Consider the following 12,512-nt stretch of genomic DNA (forward strand, 5'->3'; position numbering starts at 1 on the left):
ACGGCGCGCGCCGTGCGGGGCCGCCGCAGTACGGTCGCGCGATGGACGATGAGGACGGTTACTTCGGAGAGCGGGTGGCGGCGGCCTACGACGAGTCGTCGGCGGACATGTTCGAGCCGAGTGTCGTGGACGCCACGGTCGACTTCCTGGCAGCGCTGGCCGGCGGTGGCCGGGCCCTGGAGCTGGGCATCGGGACGGGCCGCATCGCGCTGCCCCTGGCGAGCCGCGGAGTCCCCGTCCACGGCATCGACCTGTCCCGGGCGATGGTCGCGCGGCTGCGGGACAAGCCGGGCGGTGCCGCGATCGGCGTCACGATCGGTGACTTCGCGACGACGAGGGTGGACGGGACGTTCTCGGTCGCGTACCTGCTCTTCAACACGATCATGAATCTGACGACGCAGGCCGGGCAGGTGGCCTGTTTCCGCAACGTGGCGGCCCACCTGGAACCGGGCGGCTGTTTCGCCGTCGAGGTCATGATTCCCGAACTGCGCAAGCTCCCCGTCGGACAGAACGTCGTGCCCTTCCACGTGAGTCCGACACGATGGGCCTTCGACGTCTACGACCCCGCCACCCAGGCGACGAGCTCGAACTACGTGGAGGTCGTCGACGGCCGAGGCACGTACAGGTCGATTCCCTTCCGGTACGTGTGGCCCTCGGAACTCGACCTGATGGCCCAGCTCGCGGGGCTGCGCCCGCGGGAGCGCTGGGCCGGATGGACGCGGGAGGCCTTCACCGGCGAGAGCCGCCGGCACGTCTCGGTCTGGGAGAAACCCGCCGACTGATCCCGGTCGCCCCGAGCCCGACCGGGTGCTCGACCCGACTTCGGTCCGGACTGCGACCATCGGCGGCGGGAGGGGGGCTCGGGCGGCTCGGAGAGGTCAGGCGGGCGACGTCGGCCGGTCGGGCCGCCGACCGGTCATCCCGCTGATCGTCGCGGTCAGGATCCGGGCGATACGGGGCTCGACCTCCACGACGGCGTGGGCGAGACGGGGGTCGCTGCGGTAGAGGGCGGCGACCTCCGCACCCGGATTCGCGATCTGCCACATCGCCCCGGCCAGCGCGACGGCGGTCGCGATCAGGTCGACGCTGTCGTCGTCGCTCAGTCCGGGCAGATGCTCGCGGGCGGCCTCGACGATCGGCTCACGGGCCGCGAGCGTGGCGAGCTTGAAGTCGCGCACCGCGTCGAGCGAGACCTTGCGCTCGAGGTTGAGCGGCGCGTGGGCGAGCAGGTCGCAGAACATGCCACGGGCGGCGAGCGTGGCGGCGAACGCCTGCGCCACGGCTGCCGGGCCCGGATCGGTGTCCGCACTCTCGCGCAGTCGCGCGGAGAGCGCCCGCGACCACTCCTGCCAGCCCTCGGCGGTCAGGCGCAGGAAGATCTCCTCGCGCGTCTCGAAGTACCGCAGCAGGGCCGACTTGTGCATCGCGACCGCGGTGGCGATGTCCGTCAGGGTGACGTTCCTGATGCCGTGCTCCCGTCCGAGCTCCCGGGCGGCCTCCAGGATCGACGCCTCGCGCAGGCGCTTGGCCTCGGGTGAGCGGGCGCGCTGAAACTCGGAGGTAGCCACGCGCCCATGGTAGTGGAACAGCGTTCTGTTATTAGCGGAACGGTGTTGCGTTATTAGCGCAACACTGTTTCACTAATTCCATGCAGCAGACATGGTTCATCACAGGTTCCTCCCGCGGCTTCGGCCGTACCCTCGTTCGCGCGGCCCTCGAAGCCGGCGACCTCGTGGCCGCCACCGCCCGCCGCCCCGAGCAACTGGACGACCTCGTCGAGCAGTTCGGCGACCGGATCCGCCCGATCGCGTTCGACGTGACCGACCCCGAGGCGGCTCGCGCGGCCCTCGCCGAGGCGCGCGAGCGCTTCGGCCGGATCGACGTCCTGGTGAACAACGCCGGGTACGCCAACGTCTCGCCGATCGAGACCACCGAGGACGCCGACTTCCGCGCGCAGTTCGAGACGAACTTCTGGGGCGTGTACAACGTCACGAAGGCCGCGATACCGCTTCTGCGCGCGCAGAAGGGCGGGCTGGTCATGCAGTTCTCGTCCATGGGCGGCAGGGTCGGCGGCTCTGCGGGGATCGCCTCCTACCAGGCGGCCAAGTTCGCCATCGACGGTTTCAGCCGCGTGCTGCGCGCCGAGACCGCCCCGTTCGGCGTGCGGGTCCTGGTCGTCGAACCCAGCGGATTCCGTACCGACTGGGCCGGATCCTCGATGGTCGTCCACGACATCCCGCAGGAGTACGCCGAGACGGTCGGCGCCCTCAACGCGCGTCTGCGGCAGAACGGCGAGGGACCCGCGGGCGATCCCGTCCGGGCCGCAGAGATCCTCGTCCAGGTCGCCAAGCGGCGCGACATCCCGCACAACCTGCCCCTGGGCGTCAACGCGGCCGAAGGGGCCGTCATGCTGGACCGCGGACTCCTCGAAGCGGACCTGAAGTGGCGCGAGGTCGCCCGCTCGGCCGACTTCGCCGAGCCCTACCCCGCCCCCTTCCCCGCCGACTCGCCCGCGTGACACCCGCTCCGCGCCTCGCGCCGGTCTCCGTCAGCCGAGGGCGGCCTGGTCCGCGACGGCGACGGCGACGCCGCGCGCGCCGTCCGGTTCGGGCAGGGGCTGTTCCGTCCAGATGGTCTTGCCGTGCTGCCCGTACCGGCAGCCCCAGCGGGTGGTGAGCTGGGCCACCAGGAACAGCCCGCGCCCGCCCTCGTCGGTCGTGCGGGCGCGCCGCAGCCGGGGCTGCGTGTTGCTGGGGTCGGTGACCTCGCACACCAGTACGTCATCACGGATGAGGCGGAGCCGGACGGGCCCGCAGGCGTGCCGGACGGCGTTGGTGACCAGCTCACTGACCACGAGCTCGGTGCTGAAGGCGAGCTGGTCGACGCCCCAGGCGGCCAGCTGCCGGGTCGCCGCCTCCCGGGCGTCGGCCACCACGGCCGGGTCGGCGGGGAACTCCCAGCGGGCCGTGTTCTCCATCGGCACGGCCCGGGTGCGGGCCAGCAGCAGCGCGGTGTCGTCACGGGTCGGCTGGTCGCCGAGTCCCCTGAGGATGGCACGGCCGGTGTCCGGCAGCGGATCACTGGGACGGCACCGCGAGGTGAGGGTGTCCATCAGGTTGCGCAGCCCGCTGTCGACGCCGTTGCCGCGGTTGATGAGGCCCTTGGTGTACAGGGTGACCAGGCTGCCCGGCTCGACGTCGATCGACGTGTTCTCGAAGGGCAGGCCGCCCACCCCCAGCGGAGGGCCGGGAGAGAGCTGGACGAGCCGCGTGGTGCCGTCGGATCGCGTCACCACGGGCGGCGGATGCCCGGCACTGGCGAGGACACAGCGGCAGGTGACCGGATCGTAGACGGCGTACAGGCACGTGGCGCCGACCGTGTCCTGAGGGCCGCCGGGTGCCTCGGCCGTCAGGCGCTGGACCAGATCGCCGAGCCGGGTGAGCAGCTCGTCGGGCTCCAGTTCCAGGTCGGCGAGGGTGTGGACGGCGGTGCGCAGGCGCCCCATCGTGGCGGTGGCCGCCAGGCCGTGCCCCGCCACGTCCCCGACGACCAGGGCGAGCCGCAGCGAGGGCAGCCGGATGGCGTCGAACCAGTCGCCGGCGATCTCCGCCCCGCCGCCCGCGGGCCGGTAGATGCCCGCGGTCTCCGCCGCCGGGGTGTCGGTCGTCGGTGGCGGCAGCATGCGCTGCTGGAGCGCCATGGCCGCGCGGTGCTCCCGCGTGTAGCGGCGGGCGTTGTCGACGGCCAGCGCGCCCCGGGAGGCGATCTCCCTCAGCAGGTCGGCCTCCTGCCGGGTGAACGGTTCGGACGACCCCACCCGCCAGACCGACACGTCGCCGAGCGTGTGGCCGCGCGCCGTCAACGACGTGATCATCACGGAGTGCAGGTCCTCCGGGACGAGCGACGCGACCAGCTCCGGATCGCCGAGCGCGCCGCAGACCTCGTCGCGGCTCAGGATGACCACCTCGCCGCGCTGGGCACGCCGCAGGAACGGGTGGTCGGGGAGCGGGGGCAGGACATCACCCTGCCGCACGCGCGGCGGCCACCAGCCGGTGGCCGAGGCCACCACACGCAGATGGGGATTTCCGCCGCCCGGCCACTTCGGCGGAACCTCACCGCTGAGCACGGCCTCGGCGAGGTCGACGATCGCGTGGTCGCCGAGGACCGGGACGACCACCTTCGTCAGCTCCTGCGCGGTGCGCTCGACATCCAGCGAACTGTCGATGCGGGCCGCGGCCTCGCGCAGCAGGTTCAGGTCCCGTCGGGCCCGTAGCTCCGCGGTGGTGTCCAGGAACACCACCGCGATCCCCGTCGGGGTCCCGTGCGCGTTCTCGAGCCGGAAGGCGGAGATCGACATGTCCCATTCCCGCCCGGGGACCTCGGACGACCTGATCCGCTGGTCCCGGAGGATCTGCGGCGCGCCCGACTCCAGCACCAGCCGCAGCGCGGTCTCGACGGTGTCGGCGTCCTCCGCCCTGAGTACCTCGCGCAGCCGGCTGCCGGGCGGCAGCGGCGGGCCGCCGAACATCTCTGCGGTGGCGTTGGTCCGTACGAGATTCAGATCCGTGTCGTGGATGGCCATGCCGATCCGGACCTGCGACAGCAACGCGTGCAGCAGCGAGACGGCTTGTTCCTGCTCGCTCACCCACGCGGTGGGGGCCGCCAGGACCAGCAGTTCGGCGGTCCCCTCCAGCGTTGTCACCCTGAAGACGACATCGACGGTGCCGCCGTCCCGGTGCCGCAGCAGCGCCCGGCCCGCGGCCGGCGCCCGGGGATCCGCCGGCGGGACCGCGCGGGCGAGGTCAGGGGTGCCGACGACCAGGTCCCGGACCGGGTGGCCGCAGACCGCCGCCGCCGTGTGTCCCAGCAGCCGCGCCGCCGCGGGCGACCAGCGCAGCACGGTACCCCGCTCATCGAGCACCGCGGTGGCCAGGGCGTCCAGAACGGATGACCCGTCGTCGAGGCGAACGTTGGAGGTGCTCATCTCGCTCCTCGCGCGATGAGGCACCCCGAGCATGTGCGGCACCGCCTGTTTCAAGCGTCTCACGAGGGGACGCCCTTCAGTAGATCAGGCCACCACTGCGGGTCACGGGGACGATCGCGGCCGGGGAACGGGTGGTCCGTGTCCCCGGCCGGTGTGCGTCGGTTTTCCCGGCCGCGGTGTCTCGGTGTCCCGGCCGCGGTGCGCCGGTTCGGCCGGGTGTGCTCAGGCCGCCGGTGCGGGCACCTTCGTCGCCGGGTCGCCGTCGACGGCCGCCGCCAGCTGCGGCACCAGCCGGTCGAGCATGTACGGCAGGCTCAGCACCGTCACGAACGAGACGGAGTTGCCGTAGTCGCTGCTCTCCTTGAGGTAGACCTCACGGTTCTGCCGGGCCACCTCGAGGTCGCCGTACAGGGCGTCCTTGTGGAGCTTGGCCTCGTCCTTGGCCGGGTCGGCCGCGATCCACACGACGGCGTCGGTGTCCAGCAGGTCGGTGCGCTCCTTGCTGATGTTGGCACCGAACTCGTCACCGATGACCTTGTCCAGGTCGGACGGCAGCGTGAAGCCGAGATCGGTGAGGACGCGCGAGCGGGGGTCCTGGCTGCCGAAGACGAAGATGCCCTCGTACGGGGTGGCCACGACACCGCTGGACTCGGTGAACACCGGGTTCTTCGCGGTCGCGGCCTCGAAGTCGGCCTCCACGCCGCTCACCAGCGACGTGGCCTTCGCCTCCTGGCCGAGCGCCTTGCCGATGATCTCGGTCTGCTGCTGCCACGGCACCCCGTAGTCGTTGTACTCCTTCGGCTGGGCCACCACCGGGGCGAACTTCGACAGGGTGTCGTACTGCGCCTCGGTGAGGCCGCCGTAGACCGCGAGGATCAGGTCCGGGCGCAGCGCCGCGATCTTCTCGGTCTGCGGGCCGGTGCCGGTGTCCTTCAGTACGGTCGGCGTCGCCGCGTCGCCCAGCTTGTCGGCGGCCCAGGGGCCGATGGCGCCCTTGTAGCCGCCGAGCCACTCGGTGGTGCCGACGGGAACCTTGCCCAGGGCGAGCACGGCGTCCTGGTCGGTCAGGCCGACCGTGACGATCCGCTGGGGTTCGGCCTCGACGGTGGTGCTGCCGTACTTGTGCGCGATGGTCACGGGGAAGGCCTTGCTCGCGGCGGCCGTGGTCTTCTCGGAACCGGCCTCGGAGCTCCCTGAGGAGCCGCAGGCCGCGACGGTGGCGAAGAGCATCAGTACGGAGGCGAGCGCCGCGGCGAGCCGTGTGCCTCGGAGAGAGCCGAGCATCAGTGGTCCTTCATGGTCGGGGCGGTGGCGGAGTGTGGGGCTGGTCGGCTGTCGCGCGCGTGCCGGACCACGCCTGCCAGAGGGAGGCGTAGGTCCCGTCCGCCGCGCACAGCTCGTCGTGGGTGCCGCTCTCCACGATCCGGCCGTCCTCCATGACGACGACCCGGTCCGCTGCGGCGGCCTGGGTGAGGCGATGGGCGACGACGAGTGCCGTGCGGCCCTCGACGGCCCGGGCGGCGGCCTTCTCCAGCACCCGGGCGCCGGTGCTGCCGGCCTCGGCCGTGGCCTCGTCGAGCACGGCCACCGGCGGATCGGCCAACACCAGGCGGGCCAGCGCGAGTTGCTGGACCTGGGCGGGAGTCAGGCGGTGGCCCCCTTCGCCCACGACCGTGTCGAGTCCCCGCGGCAGCGCCTCGGCCCAGTCCAGCGCGTCGACCACGGCCAGCGCCGCGCGCAGTTCGTCGTCGGAGGCCGCGGCCCGGGCCAGGCGCAGATCCTCGCTGAGCGACCCGGCGAACACGTGTGTCTCCTGGGTGACCAGGGCCACCGGCAGGTCATGGCCGGACGGGCCGGGGCCGGCCAGCCGTACCGAGCCGGACGTCGGCCGGTGCACTCCGGCGACGAGTTTGGCGAGGGTGGTCTTGCCCGCGCCGCTCGGGCCGACCAGGGCCACCCGTTCCCCGGGCCGGAGCGTCAGGTCGATCTCCCGCAGCACCGGCCTGCCGGGCTCGTACGCGTGGTGGACGCCGTGCACGCCGACCGTCCCGGGAGCCGCGTCGGGGTCGAACGTCCGGGACGCGGCGACCGGCCGCCGGTCCTCCCCGGTGGCGGCCCGGTCGGCGACCCCGACCAGCCGGGCGAGCGCGGCCGTGGCCGACTGGGCGTCGTCGAGCAGCACCAGCGCCGAGTTCACCGGCGTGAACAGACTGTGGAAATAGAGGGCCGCGGCGGTCGCGGTGCCGAGGGACACGGATCCGCCGCGCACCAGCAGGAACCCGGTGACCAGCACCGCGGCGAGTCCCGTGTACTCCGCGACATGCAGCCGGTTGTAGAAGCGCAGCACCAGCTGTACCCCGCGCATCGTCAACTCGACGGCGGCCGAGGAACGTTCGGTGACCTGTGCGGTGTGCTGCTCCTCCAGCCGGAACGCCCGTACGGTGCCGGCGCCGGCGATGGTGTCCAGCAGCTGTTGCTGCTGGTCGCCGGTGGCGATCCGCTGCCGGGCGTAGAGCGGCACGGCGTTGCGCACGTACCAGCGGGCGGTGTGCGCCTGGACGGGGACCGAGATCAGGGCGGCGAGCAGGAAGCGCCAGTCCAGCGCCGCCATCGCGATCAGGGTCAGCACGATGGCCAGCAGGGAGCGCGCGAGTTCGGGCAGGGCGGAGCGTACGGCCTCGCCGACCACCGAGACGTCCCGGGTGACGCGGGCGCTGAGATCTCCCGTGCCCGCCTTCTCCACCTGCTCCAGCGGCAGCCGAAGGGCCCGATCCACGAACCGCTCGCGCAGCCGGGCGAGTACGGTCTCGCCGAGTCCGGAGGTCAGCGACAGACCGAGCGCGGTGGTGGCGCCCTGGGTGACGGCGACCAGGACCAGCAGGACCACTGGAAGAGTGAGATCCCCGGGCGGCCGCCGCTCGGCCACCAGGTCCACCAGGCGTCCCAGCAACGGCTGGACGAGCAGCCCGACGGCGGTGGCCGCGAGCATCGCCGCGAAGGCGCCGACGGCCGGTCCCCGGTGCGGGCGCACCAGTTCGCGGACCGCGGCGTGGGTCTCGGCCGGGGTCGCGGTGGGCAGCAGCTCGCGGGCGTTCATCGTCTCCTCGTCCGGGCGCGCCGAGGTGTCGCTCATGCCAGGACCGCCGAGCGGTAGGTCTCGTGACGGCGTACCAGGTCGGCGTGCGAGGCCGTGTCGGTGACCCGTCCGGCGTGGATGAGTACCACCCGGTCGGTGACCGAGAGCAGTGCGGGGCTGGTCGTCACGAGTACCGTGGTGCGGCCCTTGCGGATCTCGCGGATGCCCGAGGCGATCAGGGCCTCGGTGACCGCGTCGACCGCGGTGGTCGGATCGTGGACCACGAGCACGGGTCGGTCGGCCGCCAACGCGCGGGCCAGGGCGACCCGTTGGCGCTGCCCGCCGGACAGGGAGCGGCCGCGCTCGCTGACCGCCGTGCGGGCGCCGTCCGGCAGTGCCTCGGCGACCTGGGCCACTCCGGCCGCCGCCATCGCCGGTTCCGGGTCGCCGCACGCGGGGGCGGCGGACGTGACGTTGCCGTGGACGGTACCTTCGAAGAGATCCGCGTCGTGCTCGGCCACGAGCAGCGCCGTGCGGATCTCGGCGGGGTCCAGGTCCCGCAGGGGCACGCCGTCCAGTTCCACTGTTCCGGCGTCGGGGTCGGTCCGCCGGGCCAGGCAACGAAGCAGATCCGCCGCGTGCGCCGGGTCGGTCGCGACCACGCCGAGCAACTCGCCGGGCTCGATGTCCAGGTCCACCTCGTGCAGCCCGCCGTGGCTGAGGCCGCTGAGCCGTACGGCGCCGCGCACCGGTTGCGGCAGCGGGCCGCCGCCCGCAGTGACGGCGGGCGGGACGGCCAGGACCTCCGCGATCCGGGCGGCCGAGGCGCGGCCCTGGGCCAGCTCGGCGTTGACCCAGGCGAGTACCTCCAGCGGGCCGATCAGGAACAGGGCGAGCCCGACCGCCGACACCAACTGGCCCAGGCTGATGCCGCCCTGAGCGGCCAGGCGGCCGCCGACCAGGGCGACGGCGGCGATCAGGCAGCCGGTCAGCGCGAGCACCATGCCGCTCTGGAAGGCCTGGGCCCGGGCCGCGCGCAGGGTCGCCCGCAGGGAGTCGCGGCTGGTGGTGCGGTAGCGGGCGATGGCAGTCGACTCGCCGCCGATGCCCTTGAGTACGCGGAGCCCGGTGACCAGGTCGGCGGCGACGGCCGCGGCGTGGGCCGCGCGCTCCTGCTCGGTCTCGCTGCGGGTCTCCAGCGGTTTGCTCAGCAGATGTCCCAGCCACATCAGCACAGGAGTGCCGAGCAGCACCACCAGGCCGAGGGTGACCGAGATGCGCAGCAGGACGACGGCACAGGTCGCGATGCCGACCAGGGCCGAGATCCCGGACATCAGCGCCAGGTTGACGGCGCCGACCCGCTTGGCGTCCTCGGTGGCGACGTTGGCGAGTGCTCCGGGCAGCCGGCCCTCCTCCGCTCCGCCGCCGGGGTGCAGAACCCGTCGTACGAGGGCGCCGCGCAGGGTGTGTTCGGCCTGGACGGCGGCGAGTTCGCCGGCCCGGGCGCCGAAGCGGAAGCTCAGGGCCAGTCCGGTGTAGACCACGGCGAGGACCGCGAGCCACAGGACGAGGGCGCCGGTGTCGGACCGGGTGACGGCCCGGTCGATCACGACGCCGATCAGGGCCGGCACGAGGGCCTCGCCGATCTGGTGTCCGGAGCCGAGGAGGGCGCTGAGCGCGACGCGTCCGCGCTGGCGTCCGACCGCCTCGCGCAGGACGTCGCGTCCCGACGGATATGAAGGACTCATCCACACCCCTCCGGGATCGGACGGCGGCAAACTTAGGCGAGGCTACCTTAAGTACGAGTGCTTGGCTCGGTGTGGGCGGGAGAAGGCGGAGTGGCCGTGCGCGGCAGGACGGTACGCGGGTGCGCGCCGTCCTGCGCGAGGCCAACGGGCGGCGCCCGTCGGCTGGTTCAGGCGGTGCAGCCGGCCCTGGCGGCCGTGTCGCTCGCGCGGTGGGCGAGCAGGGAGTCGAGGATCTCGCCCGAGCGCACGGCGGTGGTGGACAGCAGGGTGGAGGTGAGGCCGTGCGTGTGTTCGGTCGCGCCCTGCACATAGATGCCGGCCGTGACCTCGGGGGAGAACTCCAACCGGTGGTCGCGGCCGACGAGCACGGCGTCCTTGTCGTCCCGCAGGCAGAGTTTCGACGCCCTGCCCAGCAGGGAGTCCAGGTCTCTGGGGCGATAGCCGGTCGCATGGACGAGCAGGTCGGCGGAGACCACCTCCCGCTCGCCGGTGGGCAGGTACTCCACCGTGACGTCCAGCCGGTCCTCCAGGGCGCGCACGTCCCGGATGCGGGAGACGTTGCGCAGCAGCAGGCGCTCCTGGCCGAGGACCTTCTCGCGGTACATGGTGGCGTACAGCGACTCGATGAGATCCATGTCGACCACCGAGTAGTTGGTGCTGCGGTGGTAGTCGACCAGAGACTGCTTCACCTCCGGTGTCGAGCGGAAGTAGACGTCCACCGCCTCGGGATCGAAGATCCGATTGGCGAAGGGGCTGTCGTCGGCGGGCGTGTACCCGTACTTGGCGAAGATCGCGACGATCTCCGACCCGGGGAACGACCGGTGCAGATAGTCCACCGCCTCGGCTCCGCTCTGGCCCGCGCCGAGCACCAGCACACGGCCGACCGGGGCGCCGGACCCGGCCAACTCGCCCACCCGCGGGACGAGTTCGCTGTTGTGCCAGATGCGGTCCGACAGGACGGTGCCCGGCGGCAGATGGGGCTCCAGGCCGACGGCCACCGAGAGATTGCGGGCCCGCCGGACGACGGTGCGTTCCGGGGCGCCGGGGACACGGCTGGTCACGTCGAACCAGCAGACCTCGCCGTCGTCCGACATCACCGGCTCGACGGAGACGACCTCGGCGTCGTACTCGACGACGTGCGAGAGCCGGGCCGCCGCCCAGGCGAAGTACTCGTGGAACTCGATCCGGAGCGGGAAGAGCGTCTTCGCGTTCAGGAAGTCCACCAGCCTGCCACGTTCCCGAAGGAAGCACAGGAAGGTGAAGTCGCTGGTCGGGTCGCGCATCGTGACCAGGTCCTTGAGGAAGGAGACCTGCATCGTCGCGTCGTCGATCAGCATCCCGCGGTGCCACCCGAAGGAGGGCTGCCGCTCCAGGAATCCCGCGCTGATCCGGTCCTCGGGGGCGGCTCGGCCGTTGTGCTCCTCAACTGCTATGGCCAGCGCGAGATTCGACGGGCCAAAACCTATGCCGAGCACATCGTGGATGGCGTCAGGTTCGTCGTGCAGTGCGTTCACCGCAACTTCCCTTCCCTTGGGCGCCCCTGATGGTAAATAAGGTTAGCCTTACCTTGCAATGGTGGTCTCGGTGAGAGGATCGACTATGCGGGTCGTCATGTTCGGCTATCAGACCTGGGGGCACCGCACGCTCCAGGCTCTGCTGGAGTCCGACCACGAGGTGGTGCTGGCGGTCACCCATCCCAAGAGCGAGCACGCGTACGAGAAGATCTGGGACGACTCCGTGGCGGACCTCGCCGAGAAGCACGGCATCCCGGTGCTGTTGCGCAACCGGCCCGACGACCCCGAACTCCTCGCCGCGCTGCGGGACGCGGCGCCGGACGTCATCGTCGCCAACAACTGGCGTACCGTTCTGCCGCCGGAGGTCTTCGACCTCCCTCCGCACGGCACGCTCAACGTCCACGACTCGCTGCTGCCGGCCTACGCGGGCTTCTCGCCCCTCATCTGGGCGTTGATCAACGGCGAGCGCGAGGTCGGCGTCACCGCGCACCGCATGAACGCCGAACTCGACGCGGGCGACATCCTGTTGCAGCGGGCGGTGCCGGTCGGCGCCACCGACACCGTCACCGACCTGTTCCACCGCACCGTCGACCTGATCACGCCGGTGGTGACGGAGTCCCTCGACCTGATCGCCTCCGGCAGGGCCCGCTGGATACCACAGGACCGCAGCCGGGCGAGCTTCTTCCACAAGCGGTCCCTGGCGGACAGCCGGATCGACTGGACCTGGCCGGCCGAGGACCTGGAACGTCTGGTGCGTGCCCAGTCCGACCCGTACCCCAACGCCTTCACCCACCACCATGGCGAACGGATCCGCGTCGTCGAGGCCGCGGTGTCGCAGGGCCGCTACGGAGGCACTCCGGGCCGGATCTTCATCCGGGAGGGCGACGGCGTCGTCGTCGTCGCCGGTGCCCAGGCCAGGAGCGGCCGGCTGCCCGGACTGCTGGTCCGGCGGGTACGCACCGAGGACGGCGCGGAGTTCGCGGCGACCGACTACTTCCGCACCATGGGCGGCTACCTCACCGCCGGCCCCTGAGCGGCGCGCTCGGACTCACCGACCGGGCCACCCCACTCGCTCCCCCGCGCGGCCGTACGGTCGTCGTCAAGCACGGCGACCACGCCATGACCGACGACGCGCTCCGGCGCGCCTTCGCCCGGGACGTGCTCACCCTTGCGCCAGGCCGGCCCCAGAA

9 protein-coding genes are annotated in these 12,512 nt (G+C 72.2%); 3 read left to right on the plus strand and 6 right to left on the minus strand.

Annotated elements, in window-relative coordinates; all coding sequences use genetic code 11:
- Nucleotides 1–41 precede the first annotated feature (41 nt).
- A complete protein-coding gene (locus ACFV0T_RS15290) occupies nt 42–782 on the plus strand; it encodes a class I SAM-dependent DNA methyltransferase (protein WP_385778556.1) in 741 nt (246 codons plus the stop codon).
- Between the two features lie 96 nt (nt 783–878).
- On the opposite strand, the gene ACFV0T_RS15295 is transcribed toward ACFV0T_RS15290, so the two are convergent.
- The gene (locus ACFV0T_RS15295; RefSeq protein WP_385778558.1) at nt 879–1,568 is read right to left on the minus strand and encodes a TetR family transcriptional regulator; all 690 of its coding nucleotides are present in this window, start codon (nt 1,566–1,568) and stop codon (nt 879–881) included.
- A gap of 80 nt (nt 1,569–1,648) precedes the next feature.
- On the opposite strand from ACFV0T_RS15295, the gene ACFV0T_RS15300 reads away from it, so the two are divergent.
- Entirely contained in the window at nt 1,649–2,518 is an 870-nt protein-coding gene (locus tag ACFV0T_RS15300; RefSeq protein WP_385778560.1) for an SDR family NAD(P)-dependent oxidoreductase, read from the plus strand.
- Between the two features lie 30 nt (nt 2,519–2,548).
- Here ACFV0T_RS15300 and ACFV0T_RS15305 read toward each other — a convergent pair whose 3' ends face one another.
- From ACFV0T_RS15305 to ACFV0T_RS15325, 5 genes are all read right to left on the minus strand, one after another.
- Nucleotides 2,549–4,984 (minus strand): SpoIIE family protein phosphatase, encoded by a 2,436-nt coding sequence (locus ACFV0T_RS15305; RefSeq protein ID WP_385778562.1) that lies wholly within the window; start codon nt 4,982–4,984, stop codon nt 2,549–2,551.
- Nucleotides 4,985–5,206: 222 nt separating this feature from the next.
- Nucleotides 5,207–6,268: an iron-siderophore ABC transporter substrate-binding protein gene (locus ACFV0T_RS15310; RefSeq protein ID WP_385778564.1), complete on the minus strand. Its 1,062-nt coding sequence runs from the start codon at nt 6,266–6,268 to the stop codon at nt 5,207–5,209.
- Nucleotides 6,269–6,278: 10 nt separating this feature from the next.
- A complete protein-coding gene (locus ACFV0T_RS15315) occupies nt 6,279–8,117 on the minus strand; it encodes an ABC transporter ATP-binding protein (RefSeq protein WP_385778566.1) in 1,839 nt (612 codons plus the stop codon).
- On the minus strand, nt 8,114–9,808 hold the full coding sequence (locus tag ACFV0T_RS15320) for an ABC transporter ATP-binding protein (RefSeq protein WP_385778568.1): 1,695 nt from the start codon (nt 9,806–9,808) through the stop codon (nt 8,114–8,116). The genes ACFV0T_RS15315 and ACFV0T_RS15320 overlap by 4 nt, the downstream gene beginning before the upstream one ends.
- A gap of 167 nt (nt 9,809–9,975) precedes the next feature.
- A complete protein-coding gene (locus ACFV0T_RS15325) occupies nt 9,976–11,322 on the minus strand; it encodes a lysine N(6)-hydroxylase/L-ornithine N(5)-oxygenase family protein (RefSeq protein WP_385778570.1) in 1,347 nt (448 codons plus the stop codon).
- A gap of 85 nt (nt 11,323–11,407) precedes the next feature.
- Here ACFV0T_RS15325 and ACFV0T_RS15330 point away from each other — a divergent pair, with 85 nt between their 5' ends.
- Complete coding sequence (locus tag ACFV0T_RS15330) at nt 11,408–12,355, plus strand: methionyl-tRNA formyltransferase (protein WP_385778586.1); 948 nt, start codon at nt 11,408–11,410, stop codon at nt 12,353–12,355.
- The last annotated feature ends 157 nt before the right edge of the window (nt 12,356–12,512 follow it).

Source organism: Streptomyces sp. NPDC059582, from assembly GCF_042735715.1.
In the GTDB taxonomy this organism is placed as follows: domain Bacteria; phylum Actinomycetota; class Actinomycetes; order Streptomycetales; family Streptomycetaceae; genus Streptomyces.